Genomic DNA, 18,310 nt, shown 5'->3' on the forward strand with positions numbered 1-18,310 from the left:
GCGCCGCCCGCCGCCAGCACGGTGCCGGCCGCCGCGCCCGCGCCGAGCTGCGGCCCGCCCGAGACGATCCCGTTGGCGATGCCGGGGCCGAAGATCGACAGGCCGAGCAGCGACAGCGCGCCGAGCGCGATCGCCAGAACCTGCCGCGCGTCGGGTTCGGGACCGACCGTCGCCGTGAACGTGCTGAACAGGGTCGTGCCGATCCCGGTGATGACCGCGAGCACCAGCACCTTGATCCCGCTGGAGACGATATGGCCGAGCACTTTTTCGGCCATGAACGCGGTGCGGTTCCAGAAGGCGAAGGGCAGCAGGACGAATCCGGCCAGCGTCACCAGCTTGAACTCGATCAGGGTGATGAATATCTGGATGGCGATAATGAAGAAGGCGAGGACGACGATCAGATAGGCGAGCAGCAGCACGGCGATGATCGCGAGATTGGCGAACACCGACCAGAGGCTGTTATAGGCCTCCATCGCGTCGATCAGTGGCTGCGCCGCATCGAGACCCTTTGCAGCGATCGTGCCGGGCTTCATGAACTCCGCGAGGCTGAGGGCATCGCCACTCGCCTTGAGCCCCAGCCCCGCGAAGCTGTCGAACAGGATCGTCGCCAGTGTCTGGAAATTGCCGATGATGAAGGCGAAGGCGCCGATATAGAGGGTTTTCTTGACCAGCCGCTGGATCACGTCCTCATCGGCGCCCCAGGCCCAGAACAGCCCGGCGATGGTCACGTCGATCGCGATAAGGGTCGAGGACAGGAAGCCGACCTCGCCGCCGAGCAGGCCAAAGCCGCTGTCGATGTAGCTGGTGAAGGTGTCGAGGAAGGTATCGACGATCCCGGTGTCACTCACGGCGCGGTGCTCCCGGCCTGATCGGCGGGGACAAAGGGGCCGGGAAGCTCCGGCCGGATCGCCTCGTCAGCCCGGCTGCCGTCGCTGTCATATGCGGCGGGAAGCGCAGGATGCTCGCCCGGCGCGGGCGCGTCGGCATCCTTGCCGAAGAAGCGGCGGCGCTTTTCCGCCCATGCCGCCTCGCAGCCGGAATCCGGCATGGTGAGCGTGGCGCAGCGTTCCAGTTCGCGCGCCAGCCGCTTCTCCTGCTCTCCTTCTTCAAGGACGGGCAGGACGGCTTCAAGCTGCGGTTCATGCGGTTCGCGCGAGCCCGCGAGCGCCACGGCCAGCATGATGCCGCCGAGCGCGGCGACACCGGCGATCTTTGCATTGCGCGACATGCGGCTTCTCCTGTCAGTCGCGGCCGAAGAAGCGGCGGAAGCGTTCGCGCCCCTCCGCCTCGATCGCGGCCTGCCGCGCGGCGTCGAGCGACTGCGCCCGTCCCTGCGCCGCGACGGCGGCGGTGAGGTCGGCGAGCTGCTGCGATTGCAGGGCGAGAAGCTGGTTGCCCGCCTGCGCGGCCTGGAGCGCGCCGGTCGCCGACTGACTGGCCGAGACCAGGCTGTTCATCGTGGTGCGCGCGCCCTCGATATTACCGACGACGCCGGCCTGCACCTGCAAGGAGTCCTGGAACGCGCCGACGCTGTCCTCCCAGCGCGCGTTCGCATTGGCGATCATCTGGGCGTTGGTGCCGGTGAGCGCGGTGCCCTTGTAACGGTCGGTGAAGGCGCTCTGGATGTCCCGGACATCGTAGGCGATGCGCTGGGCCTGCCTAAGCAGCTGCTGCGTCTGCCGGACCTGCTGCTGGAGAACGTCGACCGTCGAGAGCGGCAGCGAAGCGAGATTGCGCGCCTCGTTGATGAGGCTCGTCGCCTGCTGCTGAATTTGCTGAATCTGGTTGTTGATCTGCTGGAGCGACCGGGCGGCGGTCAGCACGTTTTGGGCGTAATTGGTCGGGTCATAGACGATCCCGCCGAACTGGGCGTGCGCGGGCGTCGCGGCGGTGGTGCCGATCATGCCGGACGTGGCGATCGCGCCGGCCAGCATGGCGCGGCGCAGGATGGTGGCTTTCATGGGATCATGTCCTTCAAGGCAAGGGGGAGCTGGCCGGTATCTTCCCGGTTTCCGGCCAGCGGATCGGGTTGAGGTTCGGGAAGAAGCTCGACCGCCCAGGCGCAGCCGCGGTGACGCAGCCATTCGGCCGCGAAGGCAGGCGCGCCATGCGCCTCCACCAGCTCCGCGATCCGGCGCTGATCGGTCTTGGAAGAGGCGGCGGCGAAGGCCAGCGCGACCTCGCCAAGCCCCAGCTCGAACAGGCGGTTGCCGCGCCTTGACTGGCAGTAATAATCGCGCTTCGGCGTCGCCCGGCTCAGGATTTCGATCTGGCGGGCGTTGAGCCCGAACCGCTCGTAGATCACCGCGATCTGCGGTTCGACCGCGCGTTCGTTCGGCAGGAATATCCGGGTCGGACAGCTCTCGACGATGGCGGGCGCGATCGTGCTGCCCTCGATCTGCGCGAGCGACTGGGTGGCGAAGATGACGCTGGCGTTCTTCTTACGCAGCGTCACCAGCCATTCCGAAAGCTGTTTGGCGAACGCGGGCGATCCCAGCGCCAGCCAGCCCTCGTCGATGACGATGAGCGTCGGGCTGCCGTCGAGCCGCCCCGCGATGCGGTGAAACAGGTAGGACAGGACGGCCGGGGCCGCGCCGCTTTCCATCAAGCCTTCGGTCTCGAACACCTGAACGGTGGCCTCGCCAAGCCGCTCGGTCTCGGCATCGAGCAGCCGGCCCCATGCTCCGCCCACGCACCAGGGCGCGAGCGCCTGCTTGAGCTGCTGGCTCTGGAGCAGGACGGCAAGGCCCGTCAGGGTCCGTTCCGCGATCGGCGCGGTGGCGAGCGAGGTCAGCGCCGACCAGATATGCTCCTTGGCCTGCGGGTCGACGGTCACATTCTCGGATGCGAGGATCGCCGCCAGCCATTCGGCGGCCCAGGCGCGTTCGGCTGGGTCGTCAATATGGGCGAGCGGTTGGAGCTGCACGCCGTCCCCGGCCTCGTCGGCGAGCATCCCGCCGAGATCCTGCCAGTCGCCGCCCATACCGATCGCAGCCGCGCGGATGCTGCCGCCGAAATCGAAGGCGAAGACCTGCGCGTTCTCGTAGCGGCGAAATTGCATCGCCATCAGTGCAAGCAGCACCGACTTGCCGGAGCCGGTCGGCCCGACGATGAGGGTGTGCCCGACATCGCCGACATGAAGGGAAAACCGGAACGGGGTCGAGCCTTCGGTCTTGCCATAAAGCAAGGGGGGCGCACCGAAATGCTCGTCCCGTTCCGGCCCCGCCCATACTGCTGACAGGGGGATCAGGTGGGCGAGATTGATGGTGGAAATCGGAGGCTGGCGGACGTTGGCATAGGTGTGGCCGGGGAGGCTCCCAAGCCACGCCTCGATCGCGTTCATGCCCTCGGGGATCACGGTGAAGTCGCGACCCTGGATGACCTTTTCGACCAGCCGCAGCTTTTCAGCCGCAATGGCGGGATCGCGGTCCCACACCGTCACGCTGGCGGTGACATAGGCCATGCCGGCGTAGTCGGCGCCCAGCTCCTGCAAGGCAGTGTCGGCGTCGGCCGCCTTGTTCGAGGCATCGCTGTCGAGCAGCGTCGATGCCTCGTTGGTCATCACTTCCTTGAGGATCGCAGCAACGCTTTTGCGCTTGGCGAACCATTGGCGGCGGATGCGGGTCAGCAGCTTCGTCGCGTCGGTCTTGTCGAGCATGATCGCGCGGGTCGACCAGCGATACTCGAAGGCGAGCCGGTTCAGTTCGTCGAGCAGGCCGGGGAAGGTGACGCTCGGGAATCCCGTGATCGTCAGCGTGCGCAGATGATGGTCGCCGAGTTTCGGCTCCAGCCCGCCGGTCAGCGGCTCGTCGGCGAGCAGCGCGTCGAGATGCATCGGCGTTTCCGGCACGCGCACGCGCTGGCGCCGGGTCGAGATCGTGCTGTGCAGGTAAGTCAGCGTCTCGCCGTCATCGAGCCAGCAAACCTCGGGCACGAAGCCCTCGACCAGATTGAGCACCCGGTCGCTGCGATCGGTAAAGCTCTGGAGCAATTCCCACGGATCGACGCCCGTGCCGGAACGGCCTTCATAGAGCCAGGTTTCGGCGCGGGCGGCGTCCTCGGCCGGTGGCATCCAGAGGAGCGTCAGATAATAGTCGCTCTCGAAATGCGCGCCTTCTTCGCGAAACTGTTCGCGCCGCTCCATATCGACCAGCGCCGAGACCGGATCGGGAAAGTCCGATTCCGGATAGTCGAGCGCGGGCGTGCGCTGCGCTTCGACGAAGATTGCCCAGCCCGAGCCGAGACGGCGCAGCGCATTGTTGAGCCGCGCCGTGGTGGCGACCAGCTCGGCTGGCGTGGCGGAATCAAGGTCCGGTCCCCGAAAACGGGCGGTGCGCTGAAAGCTGCCGTCCTTGTTGAGAACGACGCTTGTCCCGACCAGCGCGGCCCAGGGCAGGAAGTCGGCGAGATGCGCGGCGCCGTTCCTGTATTCGCGCAAGCTCATCATGGCTGCATCCATGTCGGGTAGCGGAGGTGGCGGCGGGCCACGTCGACGAACTGGGGATCGCGCCGCGCGGCCCATACCGAGAGCGCATGGCCGATCGCCCATATCGCGAGGCCGGCGATCCAGAGGCGCAGGCCCAGCCCGATCGCGCCTGCCAGCGTCCCGTTGACGATGGCGAGCGAGCGCGGGGCGCCTCCGAGCAATATCGGCTCGGTCAGCGCCCGGTGGACCGGCGCGAAGTAGCCCGCGATGGGCTCGCCATGATCGGCCGCGCCGGTCATGCGACCATCGCTCCGCCACCGAAGGAAAAGAACGAGAGGAAGAAGCTCGACGCGGCGAACGCGATCGACAGACCGAACACGATCTGGATCATCCGCCGTGCCCCGCCCGACGTATCGCCGAAGGCCAGGGTCAGCCCGGTCACGATGATAATCATCACCGCGATGATCTTGGCGACCGGCCCCTCGATGCTTTCGAGGATAGACTGGAGCGGCGCCTCCCACGGCATCGACGATCCGCCCGCATGGGCGGGCATCGCGTAGAGCAGCCCGGCCGCGGTGATGCCGATATGGCCGAGGCGGTCGAGCACGGTGCCGCCGAGCAGGCGGCCCTTCATGGTCCTGAGAGGCGTGGCGTCGTTGGTCATGGCAGGTCTCCGGTCTGGGGGGTGGTGAGCGGCGTGAGGCGGTAGTCGCCGGTCGCGGCGTCGAGCCCTTCGACGCGGGCCAGCTCGGCGAGGCGGCGGCCGTGCCCGTCGCGGACGAGCACGGCGATCAGGTCGATGGTCTCGGCCAGCAGCGCGCGCGGGACCGTGACGACGGCCTCCTGAATGAGCTGCTCCATACGGCGCAGCGCGCCGAGCGCGGTTCCGGCGTGGATCGTGCCGATGCCGCCCGGATGGCCGGTGCCCCAGGCTTTGAGGAGATCGAGCGCCTCGGCGCCGCGCACCTCGCCGATCGGGATGCGATCAGGGCGCAGGCGCAGCGAGGACCGGACGAGATCGGACAGCGAGACGACGCCATCCTTCGTGCGCATGGCGACGAGGTTCGGCGCGGCGCATTGCAGCTCCCGCGTGTCCTCAATCAGGACGATACGGTCGGTGGTCTTGGCGACTTCCACCAGCAGCGCATTGACCAGCGTGGTCTTGCCACTGCCGGTGCCGCCCGCCACGAGGATGTTGGCGCGAGCGGCGACGCCATCGCGGCATGCCGCCGCCTCGGCCGCCGACATGATCCCGGCGGCCGCATAGTCGTCGAGCGTGAACACCGCGACGGCGGGCTTGCGGATGGCGAAGGCCGGGGCCGCGACGACGGGCGGCAGCAGCCCCTCGAACCGCTCGCCCCCTTCGGGCAGCTCGGCGGAGACGCGCGGGGACCGGGCATGAACCTCGACGCCGACATGATGCGCGACCAGGCGGACGATGCGCTCGCCGTCAGCGGCGGCCAGCGTCATGCCGGTGTCGCTGATGCCCTCGCCGAGCCGGTCGACCCACAGCCGTCCGTCCGGGTTCAGCATCACCTCGATCACGGCGGCATCGTCGAGCCAGGCCGCGATCGACGGCCCCAGCGCCGTGCGCAGCATCCGCGCGCCGCGCGTGTTCGCTTCGGATCGGATCGGCTGGACGGACAAGAAACGGCCCCTGAATTAGGCCGGGCGAACCGCCGCCCGGCGTCAGGGGCACATCAAGAGAGACAGGAAATCGCGCGAGGCAACAACTATGTCAGGGCGTAGTAGTGACGGCGGCAGATAAGTGCGCGTTGCGGTCTGACGCTTTCAGCACCGCTCTCCGCCCGCGCTATTTCGTGAAGATACCTGGCCGATTCGCGCATGGCCGGCCCCGGCTGGTTCGCTGCACTGTCATGTGTCGGTGGAGCCGCCGTCACGACCTGCAATATCCTCCGGTATTTCGTCGAGCAGGCTCTTGCCGCTGGCGTAGCGGCGGCCCAGCGTCTCGACAAAACCCTCATAGCGCTTGCGGCCCTTGACCTGGGCGGCCGCCTGATCCTCGTCGGGCAGCGGCGGCGTCACCGCCAGCCAGAAGCGGACGAAAAGCGCCAGTGCCTCGGTGGTGAGGCCGGTGTTGCGTTCGAGCCGCTGGACCTGCCGCGAAAGCCGGTCGAGCCTTCGGGCGAAGGCCGCCTCCATCCGGTCGGCGCCGTCCGGCGACATCCAGGAGGTGACGGCGGCTTCCACGATCGCCGAGCGCGAGATGCGGCGGCGGATCGCCAGCTCGCTGACCTGACGGGCCAGCTCGGGCGGAAAATAGACGTTGAGACGCACGCGCATGGGAATCTCCTACATTTCGATGCCGTCGTCGGGATCGAGCGACGCCTGCCGCGCGACGCCCTGCATCCGCCGCCGTGCCGCCGCCTGGCGCGCAGCATCCTCGGGTTCGTCCTCGACGATGGAAAACTCCTGCGCGGGCGGTGCGGGCGTCGTCTCCTTCACGATGGCGACATGATCGGGAAGCTCGGGCTCGCGGCGCAGCCCGCTGTTGGCGGCATCCTCCTGGCGCCGGATGATTGCCGCGATCTCGGCGGGATCGGCCGAAGCGGCGAGCCCCGTCCAGTCGTCGGGACGGATTTCCCGAGGTGGCGATGCGGCCGGATCGGGCGGCGGCATGATCCGCGCGGCGAGACGGGGATCGGCGTAGTAAGCAGCCTTCTTCGCGCGGATGGGCTGGACGCCCGACACCATGACGATTTCCTCGTCGGGCGGCAGCTGCATGACCTCGCCCTGGGTCAGAAGCTGGCGGGCGGTTTCGGAGCGCGAGACCATCAGATGCCCGAGCCAGGGCGAGAGCCTGTGCCCGGCGTAGTTCTTCATCGCGCGCATCTCAGTCTTGGTGCCGAGCGCCTTCGACACGCGCTCGCCCGTCTTCTCGTTGTTGGTCGCGAAGCTCACCCGAACATGGCAGTTATCGAGGATCGCATTGTCCTGCCCGTAGGCTTTCTCGATCTGATTGAGCGACTGCGCGATGAGGAAGGATTTCAGGCCATAGCCGGCCATGAACGCCAGCGCGCTCTCGAAAAAGTCCAGGCGCCCGAGCGCGGGAAACTCGTCGAGCATCAGCAGCAGGCGATGACGCCTGGCGCCGCTCGGCAGTTCCTCCGTCAGCCGCCGCCCGATCTGGTTGAGCATCAGGCGGATGAGCGGCTTGGTCCGCGAGATGTCGCTGGGGGGAATGACGAGGTAGAGCGTCGCCGGCTGCTCGCCCGATACGAGATCCATGACGCGCCAGTGGCAGGCGCGCGTGACCCGGGCGACGACGGGATCGCGGTAAAGCCCGAGAAACGACATGGCGGTCGAGAGCACGCCCGAGCGTTCGTTGTCGCTCTTGTTGAGCAGTTCGCGCGCGGCCGAGGCCACCACCGGATGCACGCCGGCTTCGCCGAGATGGGGCGTCGCCATCATCGCGGCCAGCGTCTGCTCGATCGTCCGCGCCGGGTCGGACAGGAAGGCGGCGACACCCGCCAGGGTCTTGTCGGGCTCGGCGTAGAGAACATGCAGGATCGCGCCGACCAGCAACGCGTGGCTGGTTTTCTCCCAGTGGTTGCGCTTCTCCAGGCTGCCTTCGGGATCGACCAGCACGTCGGCCACGTTCTGCACGTCGCGGACTTCCCACTGGCCGCGCCGCACCTCCAGCAGCGGGTTGTAGGCGTCCGACGCCGCGTTGGTCGGGTCGAACAGCAGCACGCGGCCATGCTGCGCGCGGAAGCCCGCGGTCAGCGTCCAGTTCTCGCCCTTGATGTCATGAACGATCGCCGATGCCGGCCAGGTCAGAAGCGAGGGGATCACGAGGCCGACGCCCTTGCCGCTGCGGGTCGGCGCATAGCACAGCACATGCTCGGGGCCGTCGTGGCGCAGATAGGCGCGGCCCAGCTTGCCGAGCACCACACCGTCGTCGCCGAGCAGCCCGGCCGCACGCACCTCGTCCTCGGTCGCCCAGCGCGCCGAGCCATAGGTTTCCGCGTTCTTCGCCTCGCGTGCGCGCCAGACCGACATGGCGATGGCGACAGCGACCGCCACGAAGCCGCCCGACGCGGCGATCCAGGCGCCGGTCTGGAAGATGGCGGGCGCATAGGCGTCGTAGCTGAACCACCACCAGAAGAAGGCGTAGGGCGGATAGACCGGCCAGCCGAGCGCCGTGAACCAGGGTTCGCCAAGCTCGGGCTGATACGCCAGCGCCGCCGCGGTCCATTGTGTGGCGCTCCAGATCGCGGCGACCACGATCAGGAAGACGGCGATGATCTGGCCCCAGAGGATTTTGGTAGCGGGCATGAGAGTCTCCTTCTTTCAGGGGGCGAGGCCGCGCTTGCGGCCCAATGACCATCCGATGCCGCCGCCGTTGCGGGCGATGCCCGCGATCTGGCGCCCGAGCTGGCGTTCAAGGTCGTTCGACCAGGGGACGAGCCGGAAGCCCAACCCGTCGTCGATCATCGCGAAGCGACCGGAGGCGAGCGCGAGGCGCTGGCGGCATGTGCCGGCGACCTTGTCGCCGGGATTGGTAGGCCGGTAGGCGAGCCCCGTCCGGCCCGCGATCTCGGCACCTGTCGCGTCCAGTTCGCGGCGGCGAAGCGTCTCGATCAGGTTGCCTTGCAGGACCACGCGGTTGCCGAAGCGGCGGGCCAGTCCTTCGCGCACGAGATGGTCGGTGCGCTGGTCGAGCGCCCGCTGCACCTCCGATCCGAAGCCGGCGGCCGTCACTCCACGGCCGCGCTCGATCAGACGATGATCGAGCCAGGTCGCGCCTCTCGCCTTCACCTGAGCCGCGAGGTCGAGATCGGATCGCGTCGCCAGGAACAGGGACGGCTTCGGATCGCCCGGCCGGCCGACGGCGCGCAGCTCAACGATGCCGCCGATATCCGGGCTGCGATCCAGCGCCTCGATGCCCGGAAGCCGGACATGGTGGGTGCGCCCGTCGATGCCGTCGATCACGGCATAGGCCGAGCCATGCAGCTCGTCGTGCAACCCCTTGTCGATCAACCGGCCGACGATGGGCTTTTGCGGCGCTGCGCTGACGATCTCGTAAGTGTCGAGCGGGCGCTGCAGGCCGCGACCGTTCAGCGCCTTGCCGATCGTGCGGATGATGTCGCCGCGCGTGCCCAGCTCGCGCAACCTGGCTTGCGCATCCGACGCCAGTGCCCACTGACCGGGCGCGGCCTCGGCTGCGAGCCCCATAGTTTCCAGATGCTGCAAGCGGCCGATCATCAGGCGGCGGACCTGGGGATCGTCGAGTCCGGGCTGCTGGGGGCGCAAGTCGATGACGCCGAGTGCGTCCGCCGTGCGATCGATCTCGGCGTCGAGCCTGGTCCAGCGTTCGGCCGTTACCTCGCGTTCGAGCGCGCGCTGGATTTCATGCTCCGGTTTCGGACCCAGCTCGGCCCAGGCCAGTTCTTCGGCGCGCGAGCGCAGATTGTGGCTGATATAGTCCCGGTTGATGACAAGGTCGGCGCCATGGTCATCGACGCCGCGCACCAGCAGATGGACATGCGGGTTGTCGGTGTTCCAGTGATCGACCGCGACCCATTCGAGCCTGGTGCCGAGATCGGCTTCCATCTGGCGAACGAGATCGCGGGTATATTCGCGAAGGTCCGACAGGTCCGCCGCATCCTCGGGCGAGACGATGATCCTGAAATGATGCCGGTCGTCCTTGCACCGATCGGCGAAGGCGCGATCGTCGGCGCCATCGCCATTGGCGTCGAACATCCGCGCGGGCGATCCGTCGCGGGTGACGCCCTCGCGCTTGAGATAGGCGATGTGCGCGGACAGCGGCGCCCTCGGCCGTCCATTCCGGTGGAAACGGGTGACAGGGACAATCTTGACCAGCACGCGCCGGCCCGATCCGAACAGGCGGCTGCGTGCGAAGGACGTGCGGCCACGGCCGAAGTTCGATTGCCCGCGCTGGCGCGATCCGCCCCAGCCGGCCGTTCGCCGGCCTCCGCCGCTGCGCGCGGCGACGCGGAGCACCTGGACGACAAGTCCTTGCGCCTTGCGGCCCTGGCCGGCTCCCCTGTTCCTGACCTTGCCCGGCCGGACGCGGAAATCCTCGTCCTCGCTCACGGCCGGGCCGCTTTCCGCCGAAAATGGCCCATAGTGCCATTCGGCGCTTTGATTTTGCTGGCTTTTTTCTTCCGAGCGGCACGCTCGCCGACCGACGTACCCGCGCCAAATCGTTGAAAGACATAGGCTTTCAGCGAATTTGGGGCGCGCTTTCTATCTTGCCGTCCCTTCCTTCGGCTTTTTCCTGCCCTTCCAGGCACTTCCACCTTCCAACCGGGCAATCTGAAAACGGGGGCGGTCATGGCGCGCCGCTCGCCTCTCGACGTGCAGCCACCGTGCAATTCGGCCGCGGCGGCGCTGCAACGGGATCGCCCGGCAGCGCGAACTTGAGGCGCCAGGTTCGCCACGCTTCGGCGACGGCGCCGGTGCCGGGGAACAGGTCGTCGAGCGTGTCGTCGGGACGCGCGGCGACCGTCTCGAACGCCCAATGAGCGACCACTTCGGGTTTCGCGCCGGTAAGCCCACGGCGCAGCGTGATCGGGCATTCGATCCAGTCACGCAGGACCAGCCGCTTGCTTACGACCGGCTTGCGCGCGGGCTTCACGATGACGGGTTCCCACGCATAAGCGACCGGCACGTTGCGCTTGAACGCGGCAAAGCCTTTCACCCAGGCCATCCACCGCGCGCCGGTCTCGCGCACGAGCGGCGCGAGCACGGCGACCGATTCCGGCGTCGCGGCGGCATGCAAAATCCAGCCGTCATAGTCTCGCTGGAGCCGCTCGATCAGCGCGGGATGATCGACCTCGCCCGCATAGTCGGGATGATCGCGATAGAGATGCGCGCAGCCGATATAGGGCGGATCGGCATAGGCGATCTTCACGGCTGCCTCCGCCCCGACAGCGCGACGAACAGGCTGTTCGCGGGCGGTTCGACCGCAGCGCGCATGTCAGCCGCGCGTTCGCCGGACGACGTTTCCGGTGCGGCCGGATCGCCGTTCGGCCGCGCCGCGAACAATGCAGCCCTGCGCCATGCAAAAGGATCGGACGGCGGTGCGGCAGCAAGCCGGCTGTCGTCCGCGCCGCCTATGATCGACGCGAGCTTTGCGAGATAGGCGCGCGTCTCGGCGGGCAGCGGACGGCCGCGCGATAGATATTCGTCGTAGCGGCCCGGCCCCGCATTATAGGCCGCCAGCATTGCCATCGCGTTGCCGTAGCGGTCGTGCATCGCGCGCAGGTAAGCCGCGCCCGCCATGATGTTGTCGCGCACATCATAGGGATCGCGTCCCAGCCCGTGGCGCGCGCGCAAGCTCGCCCAGGTGCCGGGCATGATCTGCATGAGGCCCATCGCCCCGGCCGTCGAGACCGCGCGGACATCGCCGTTGCTCTCGACGCGCATCACCGCCCATATCCAGCTTTCCGGGATGCCGAAGCGCCGCGCGGCGTCGGCGACGTGAACGGCATAGGGATGGCTGGCTGCCGTGCGTTCGGCCGGCGTGTCCTGTGCCCGCACAGCGTTCGGCCCGATGCCGGACGACAGCAGCAGGGCCGCGAGCAGGACGGCCAATCCGCCCCCGCTCTTACGCCAGCCTGCCAGCGTGCTCGCTGCGGTAAAGGGTGCGCGCGATGCGCCGGCCGTGGGCCGCCCCCGGATCAAGTCCGGGGCAGACTCTTGACCTTCGCTGCGCGCGCCGGTCAGCCTGCGACCGAGCGGGACGGAGGGATGCGGCTTTTCCGCGAACAAAGGGATGATGATCGAAACAGCCACCGATCAGCTCCGGTCGTCGCGCGGCCGGGGGCGCTTCCATGACAGCCGGAACGTCCGGCCATCGTCGTCGGCGCGGAACAGAACCGGCCGGAACGGCGCCCCGAAGAGCGGGCTGTCGATCTCCAGCGCGATGTAATTGCCCGCGCGTTCGCCGACCCGTTTCCATGCGCCGCCGACTTCCGGGCCGTCCTCGTCGTCGAGGTGGACGCGGTAATCGGGCGCGTTCTCGGCGTCGCCCGGATCGATCGCGACCAGCACGATCTGCTCGTCGACACCGAAATACCGGGCGCGCCCGGCATAGCCATTGGCGGTGGGTTCAAAGATATTCGTCGGCATGGCCAATCTCCTTGGCTTCGGGGGTGGAAGGCGATTGCGACGGCGCGCGCAGATGCAGCGGCGTCGCGCGGCCGATGACGGCGGACGCCGGCAGCGGGCCGAAATAGCGGCCGTCGAGGCTGTCGGGGACGGACGGGTTGAGCAGCAGCAGTTCGCCCGGTTGCAGTGTGCGGCAGCCCCGCCAGACCGGCAGCGGGCGGCCCCGGCCGTCACGCGCGCGGGCGCTGGCGACGGACTGGCTATCGACGCTCACCACGGCGCCGATGCGGCACACGCGCTGCCCGGCTTTCGCGGCGACATGCTTCAGCAGCGGCACGCCCTCGGGCAGATAGCCGCGCGCCGAAAGCCAGCGGGAAAGCCGCTTGGGCGGCGTGACGGCGACCAGCACACCGATAGCGGGATCGCGGTCGGGATGGATGCGGTAGAGCCCGATCGGCGCGCTGGCGCTGGCGTTCCAGATCACGCGCGGGAAAGGATCGGCGACGGCGATCGCGACGAACGCCGCGGCGAAGGCGGACGCGGCGGTGGCCGTCGCCATGACGTAGCGGCGGCGCGTCACCCTTCGATCTCCTTGCGGCGAAGCCAGGCGCGATGCCGCTCCAGCGTGTAAGGGCGCGGCTGGTGTCCCGCGGCGATGCGGTTGTGGACGTGGCGCCAGTGCTCGGGCGCCGCGTCGCAGGGATCGACGCCCGCCGTCTCCACCGCGTCGATCGCGGCGAGCACCTGCTGGACCTTGGGCCAGCTCTCGATGTGCAGGAGGATTTCGCCGCCCGGCCGCACGAACGGCAGCGTCGTATAAGGCTCGCCCGGCGTGACCGCGCGCACCACGTCGATGCGCGAGGCGATCGTGCCATAGTCGTTGGCGGTCCAGCGGACGAAGGCAAACACCGCGCCCGGCCGGAAGCTCATGACGCGCGTCCGGCGTGTGACGATGCGTTCCTGCGCGACGCGGCCGAAGCGTATCCAGTGCTCCAGCTTCTTTTCGATCCAGGTCAGTTCGACTTCGGTCAGCCGCGATCGCGATGCCAGCGCCGTTGGTTCTGTCGGCGTTCGGGCGGCCTGCGCCTGCTCCGCCGCGCGGCGGCGCAGCGCGGCTTCGAACCCGCTGAAGTCTATGCGCTGCGGATGCGCGGGATCGCTCATCGTTCGTCTCCGGTGATGTCGGGGGAGGTTCGCCCGAGCACGACGTCGAGCGCGGCTTCGGTGCGCAGGATGGCGCGGCCGATGGCTTCGGGGATTTGCGGGAGAACGGCGTCGCCGAACGCCTCGACGATCAGGCTGGCCGCAGCCGTCCGCTTTCCAGCGCCGATCGCAACGCGCGTGCCAGCCACCCAGGCGGAAAGCCCATCATCCAGCCGTAGGTGATGGGCAAGGCCGCCGTTCCAGTCAGCCCACGGCTCCGCAGCATCGCCGCCAGCGCGCGGGCGCCCGCCCATTTGTCCGGCGCGCGATCCGTCATCGCGCCGTCCATCACCGCGTCCATCGTCGGCGATTTCCGCCGATCGTAGGCCGGACTCCAGCCGTCCATCCGGCTGTCGCGCTTCGTCGGGGTGGGGAGGATTTCCGCCGCGTGGCGCAACAGGTTCGGCGTGTCGATCTGCGCCTTCGCGCCGTTCGCCCGGCGTCCCGTTTCGATCTCCTGCCGGCTCAATCTCCGTCCGCCGTTCGGTTTGACAGGCGTCGGCATCATGCCCGCGTGCCGGCTCGCATGGCCCTGCAACTGGCTGAGCACATCGCCCCGGCCGCCCTTGTCCGCATCCGATTTGCGCGGCGTCGCGAGGATCATGCGAAGCGGATATGTCGATCCTGCGCCGCCGCCCGCGCCGTCCCTCATCCCGTCCGTCGCCATCGGCGTCGGCAGCCTGTTCTCGCGAAACAGGTCGAACAGACCCGATTCCTTGAGGGCCGTCCGTGCGCCCGATCCACCCTCCAGCCGGATGCCGCCTTGCTGGGATTGCGATACCGGCGTCGGCAAGCTGGCCTGGGTCGTAGCCGATAAGCCAGGACCGCTTGCGGACATGGTTGGCGCCGACATTTTCAGCAGCCACCACCCACGGTTCGCAGGCGTAGCCGAGCGTTTCCAGGAGAAGGAGCAGCCGGTCAGCGCCGCGAGTTCGCAGATTAGCGCTGTTCTCAAAAGCGAACCAGCGAGGGCGGCACTCTCCGACCAGCCGGACGGCTTCGAGGTAGAGGCCCGACCGTTCGCCTTCGATCCCCCTGCCTTTGGTGTTGGCGCTGGAGATGTCCTGGCACGGCGGCGAACCGACGATGATGTCGGGCAGGAATCCAAGTTCAGAAACAAGTCGAGCTGCCGTGAGGGACCGGACATCCGCGTAGAGTCTGACATGGGGATTGTTCTCCGCGTAGAGGATGCGGCGCCATTCGACGATCTCGCAGGCGGCGACGGTGACGAATCCGGCGCGGTGCAGGCCGAGCGACCAGCCGCCCGCCGCGGCGCTGAACAGGTCGAGCGCGCGCATCATTCGCAAAGCCCGTATTCGCTGTCGCAGAGCAGGCCGTGCTCATCGGCGTCGCGCTGCTCCTGCGCGAGGAACAGGTCGTAGTTGCGGCCGCCCCGGCTGGTGCGCGACCACGCGATCGCCCTGTCGATCGTCGCACGTCCATGATCGGCGGGATCGCCGGGCACGGTCGGCGCGGGCAGCAGGGATGCCGGCGCTCCCGATATCGCGGTGCGCCGCGAAACGAGGCTGACCAGCCGTTCCCACTCCCGCACGCGATCGACTTCCGCGGGAAACCGCATGGCCCAGGCGCGCAGTTCGCGCTTCCTAACCATGATGCAGGTCGAGCAGCCGACCCGGCTCATCCCCATCGTGTAGAGCGGGTTATGCCGGAGTCCGTGGCGCTCGGAGATGGCGAAGGCGTCGGCCGCCGACCAGCGAAAGATGGGCCGGTAGAGCACCTTGCGGGCGCCGGAGGGATGCCGCACCGACTGGATCGGCGGCTTCTTCGCCCGCGCCGGGCTTTCGTCGGCGCGCTCGCCGATCCAGTCGATGACCGAGATCCCCGCATCGAGCAGCGGACGCTTGCGATGCATCATCGGGATCAGTTTGGTCTCGTCGGTGCAGAAGCGCGTTTTGGTGCCGGGAAACCGGCCGTGCAGCATCGCCATGTCGAGGAACGGGATGCCGGTGGGATGCAGCAGCTCGAGCGCGCGGTCGATCAGATGATCGGGAACCGGGGGCGAGACCAGGACGGGACATTCGCACGCGGCGAGCCATTGGCCTTTCGTGAGCCTGCCTGCCTGCCACGCGGCCCGGCGCTGGTTGCACGCGCCCTTATGGCGGGTCCGCCGCTTCTCCTTCGACCATTCCTCGCGCAGCATCGCGCGCTTGCGGGCGAAGGCCGCCGCGTCTGTGAGCCCCGGCACGTCGTTCGCCGAGACCGTCTCGATACACAGGCCGGTGCGTTGTCGCAGCCAGCCGTCGAGATACGCGATGTGGTCGAGCGTGATCGGGTTCTCGTGGCCGTTGTCTGCCGAGAGGAACCGCGGCGCGCGGTTGCCGAACGCGGCAAGCCCCCTGCGCTCGATCCGCTCGACCATCCGGCAAAGGACGGCCTGGCTGTCCTTGCCGCCCGAGATGCTGCCGAAGTGCTGGGCGGCGATCATGGCCGCGGTTCCGGCCCGCGCCGCGTAACACGGTGCCGGGATTGATCGCCGCACGCAAAAGGCGTAGTAGTATAGCGTAGGGGAGACGGCGGATTTACTGCCCGATACTTCGCGTCGTCTCGCGAATTATCCACAGCACCAAAGCGCGTTAGAAAGAATACGAAGTATTCTTTACTGTTAGCATAGTTAGAAGAGAGCCGATTCCGCGAGCGATTCCAGAAGCTTGTGCGGAGGTCCGGTTTTTTATAGGCCGAGTCAGCGGTTTTTAATCGGCCGAGTCCGGCGGTTTTCAATAGGCCGAGTCTCATGGCCGGTTATCCACAGCCAGCCCCATGACCCGCGCCGCCTTCTCGAACGGATCGGCGGGCACGGGCGCGAAGGTCAGCCGCTCGCGGCCGAACGCCCGCTCGATCGCCAGCGCGTAGCCCGGCAGCGACTGGCGCTGCACGATGGCGCGCAGCTCGAACGCGAACTGCTTCAAGGGCGAGAGCGCGCCGGATTTCAGGTGAAGGTGCGGGACGTCGAAGCTCCAGCCGCCTTCCTGCTGGCCGCCATGCTTGCGCACGATCCGGTAGAGCCAGCGTTCCAGCCCGCCCGTTAGGTCGAAATAGGCCCGGTCGATGGTGAGCACGAACGTGCGGTCGACGACGCCGGCATAGAACCAGTCCGGCAGGATCAGCTCCAGTCCAAGCGGACGGCCGTCGCCGTCGAGCCGTTCCTGCCACTCGTTGATCCACGAGAAGCGATGGCGTCGCCGCTGGTGCTGCTGGCGGATCGAGGTGGCGACCGTGGTGGATTGCAGCCGGTCGAGCGCGGCCTTCAGCCGGTCATAATGATCCTTGCCGGTGCCTCGTCCGGTGAATGTGAGGATTTCGTGCGGCGTCGTCGCCATCAGGCGCGAGGTCGGCAGCCCCGCGTCGCGCGCGGCGACGATCTGGCTCGCCGCCCATATCAGCACGTCGGCGTCCCATATGGTCGCCATGCCATGTTCGGGCACGGCCTCGACCGATATCCAGGTCGCGCCCATGCGGAAATCGATCGGCGTCACCCGCCTGCGCTTGGCGAGGCTGAAGAACGGCCAGGCCATGAGGTCCTGGGCATCGCGCGGCGCGATATCGCGCCCGAGCGAGGGGAACAGCGCGAGTTGGGCGCGCTCGCCGGAACGGGAGGCGGTGCGCGGCATCATCGGCGGCTCTGCGTGATCGCCGCATCCCGCTGCGGCATGAGATCGTTCTGGCCGGGGTCGGACGTGGAATATTTGGTGCCGAGGTCGGCCCAGGCGCGCAGGTCGTCGACCGAATAGACCACCCGTCCGCCGATCCGGCGATAGGCCGGGCCGCTCCCGAAATAGCGGTGCTTCTCAAGCGTGCGGCCGGAAAGGCCAAGGAAGCGCGCCGCCTCGGGGGTCCGCAGGTAGCGGGGCGGAAGGGTCACGGGCGGTCGGGACAAGGGGCGTCTCCTGCGAGGCGGGGTGGCAGGAGGCGATCATGGCGAAGTGCTCACGGCAGGGTGGGGAACGAAGATTCGCAGCTGCGCCGATGTGACCACCCCCCGGCCGCTGTCATGCGGCGGGCGCTATCAGCGGAAGCGCAGCAGCTTGCGGTAGTCGCCCTTCATCATGGCGGTGGCGTCGCGCACCAGGCGATAAGCGAAGGACCGGGCGTCCGAATTCTTGAAATCGGATGCCGAGAGATGCGCGGCCTCGTCCCTGCCGAGCGCGATCGCGATTTGGCGGTATGTCGCCCCGGCGAGGCGCAGATCGAGCGCGCGAAGCATCAGCTCGAGCCGGGCCGCGCGGATCGGGGTGAGCGGCCATCCGCGCGGCAATGGGCCGGTTCGCTTGCCCGACATGAGTCGATGGAAACGCAGCAGGCTGAGGATGCGCTTGATGAAGTCCTTGTCGAGCGGGACGATCGCGGCGAGCGGCCGGCCGGGCGTCGGATCGCGCAGCCACAGCCGATGCTCGCCGGCCGCGTCAGCGACGACGACATGCCGGCCGTCGATTCCGGCCTGGTCGGCGAGCAGCGCGCCCAGCGCCAGCGGATCGACCGCCTTGGCGCCGGTATATCCTTCCGGCGCAGCGTCGAGGATCACGGTGACGGCGGTGAGTTCCGGCCGCCAGATCACCGTGCCCG

Annotated in this window: 20 protein-coding genes; all 20 read right to left on the reverse strand. The window is 68.2% G+C overall.

The features are described from left to right. Positions 1-848 (reverse strand): P-type conjugative transfer protein TrbL (gene trbL, locus EH199_RS02345; protein ID WP_124807687.1); only part of this gene is annotated, 848 nt, incomplete at its 3' end. Then, entirely contained in the window at positions 845-1,228 is a 384-nt protein-coding gene (gene trbK-alt / locus EH199_RS02350; RefSeq protein WP_075151007.1) for a putative entry exclusion protein TrbK-alt, read from the reverse strand. The genes trbK-alt and trbL, both read right to left, overlap by 4 nt. Positions 1,229-1,241: 13 nt before the next feature. Further along, positions 1,242-1,961: a P-type conjugative transfer protein TrbJ gene (gene trbJ, locus EH199_RS02355; RefSeq protein WP_060977346.1), complete on the reverse strand. Its 720-nt coding sequence runs from the start codon at positions 1,959-1,961 to the stop codon at positions 1,242-1,244. Then, on the reverse strand, positions 1,958-4,447 hold the full coding sequence (trbE, locus tag EH199_RS02360) for a conjugal transfer protein TrbE (RefSeq protein WP_060977345.1): 2,490 nt from the start codon (positions 4,445-4,447) through the stop codon (positions 1,958-1,960). Before trbE ends, trbJ begins: the two co-directional genes overlap by 4 nt. Further along, positions 4,444-4,725, reverse strand: a complete 282-nt coding sequence (locus EH199_RS02365; protein WP_021244356.1) for a VirB3 family type IV secretion system protein — start codon at positions 4,723-4,725, stop codon at positions 4,444-4,446. Before EH199_RS02365 ends, trbE begins: the two co-directional genes overlap by 4 nt. Continuing rightward, on the reverse strand, positions 4,722-5,060 hold the full coding sequence (locus EH199_RS02370) for a TrbC/VirB2 family protein (RefSeq protein ID WP_060977344.1): 339 nt from the start codon (positions 5,058-5,060) through the stop codon (positions 4,722-4,724). Before EH199_RS02370 ends, EH199_RS02365 begins: the two co-directional genes overlap by 4 nt. 26 nt (positions 5,061-5,086) lie before the next feature. Further along, a complete protein-coding gene (gene trbB / locus EH199_RS02375; RefSeq protein WP_060977343.1) occupies positions 5,087-6,073 on the reverse strand; it encodes a P-type conjugative transfer ATPase TrbB in 987 nt (328 codons plus the stop codon). A 228-nt stretch (positions 6,074-6,301) separates the two neighbouring features. After that, positions 6,302-6,730: a CopG family transcriptional regulator gene (locus tag EH199_RS02380; protein ID WP_060977342.1), complete on the reverse strand. Its 429-nt coding sequence runs from the start codon at positions 6,728-6,730 to the stop codon at positions 6,302-6,304. Positions 6,731-6,739: 9 nt separating this feature from the next. After that, complete coding sequence (locus EH199_RS02385) at positions 6,740-8,725, reverse strand: conjugal transfer protein TraG (protein WP_060977341.1); 1,986 nt, start codon at positions 8,723-8,725, stop codon at positions 6,740-6,742. A gap of 15 nt (positions 8,726-8,740) precedes the next feature. Next, positions 8,741-10,507: a DUF3363 domain-containing protein gene (locus tag EH199_RS02390; RefSeq protein ID WP_060977340.1), complete on the reverse strand. Its 1,767-nt coding sequence runs from the start codon at positions 10,505-10,507 to the stop codon at positions 8,741-8,743. Positions 10,508-10,745: 238 nt separating this feature from the next. Continuing rightward, entirely contained in the window at positions 10,746-11,327 is a 582-nt protein-coding gene (locus EH199_RS02395) for a hypothetical protein (RefSeq protein WP_060977339.1), read from the reverse strand. Continuing rightward, positions 11,324-12,211, reverse strand: coding sequence for a lytic transglycosylase domain-containing protein (locus EH199_RS02400; protein WP_060977338.1), 888 nt, complete (start codon positions 12,209-12,211; stop codon positions 11,324-11,326). Before EH199_RS02400 ends, EH199_RS02395 begins: the two co-directional genes overlap by 4 nt. Before the next feature lie 3 nt (positions 12,212-12,214). Next, positions 12,215-12,547, reverse strand: coding sequence for a DUF736 domain-containing protein (locus EH199_RS02405; protein WP_060977337.1), 333 nt, complete (start codon positions 12,545-12,547; stop codon positions 12,215-12,217). Beyond that, on the reverse strand, positions 12,528-13,106 hold the full coding sequence (locus EH199_RS02410; RefSeq protein WP_060977336.1) for a S26 family signal peptidase: 579 nt from the start codon (positions 13,104-13,106) through the stop codon (positions 12,528-12,530). The genes EH199_RS02405 and EH199_RS02410 overlap by 20 nt, the downstream gene beginning before the upstream one ends. Further along, positions 13,103-13,690, reverse strand: a complete 588-nt coding sequence (locus EH199_RS02415) for a DUF2840 domain-containing protein (RefSeq protein WP_082730629.1) — start codon at positions 13,688-13,690, stop codon at positions 13,103-13,105. The genes EH199_RS02410 and EH199_RS02415 overlap by 4 nt, the downstream gene beginning before the upstream one ends. Then, positions 13,687-15,030 carry a DNA cytosine methyltransferase gene (locus EH199_RS02420; RefSeq protein WP_124807688.1) on the reverse strand — a complete coding sequence of 448 codons (1,344 nt, stop codon included), beginning with the start codon at positions 15,028-15,030 and terminating at the stop codon, positions 13,687-13,689. Before EH199_RS02420 ends, EH199_RS02415 begins: the two co-directional genes overlap by 4 nt. Then, positions 15,027-16,175, reverse strand: coding sequence for a phosphoadenosine phosphosulfate reductase family protein (locus EH199_RS02425; protein ID WP_060977334.1), 1,149 nt, complete (start codon positions 16,173-16,175; stop codon positions 15,027-15,029). Before EH199_RS02425 ends, EH199_RS02420 begins: the two co-directional genes overlap by 4 nt. Before the next feature lie 304 nt (positions 16,176-16,479). Beyond that, positions 16,480-17,358 carry a replication initiator protein A gene (locus EH199_RS02430; RefSeq protein ID WP_060977362.1) on the reverse strand — a complete coding sequence of 293 codons (879 nt, stop codon included), beginning with the start codon at positions 17,356-17,358 and terminating at the stop codon, positions 16,480-16,482. Next, on the reverse strand, positions 17,358-17,624 hold the full coding sequence (locus EH199_RS02435; RefSeq protein WP_060977333.1) for an AlpA family transcriptional regulator: 267 nt from the start codon (positions 17,622-17,624) through the stop codon (positions 17,358-17,360). Before EH199_RS02435 ends, EH199_RS02430 begins: the two co-directional genes overlap by 1 nt. 129 nt (positions 17,625-17,753) lie before the next feature. Continuing rightward, positions 17,754-18,302 carry a DUF2285 domain-containing protein gene (locus EH199_RS02440; protein ID WP_208597816.1) on the reverse strand — a complete coding sequence of 183 codons (549 nt, stop codon included), beginning with the start codon at positions 18,300-18,302 and terminating at the stop codon, positions 17,754-17,756. Between the last annotated feature and the right edge of the window lie 8 nt (positions 18,303-18,310).

It is taken from the genome of Novosphingobium sp. LASN5T (assembly GCF_003856955.1).
Taxonomy (GTDB): domain Bacteria; phylum Pseudomonadota; class Alphaproteobacteria; order Sphingomonadales; family Sphingomonadaceae; genus Novosphingobium.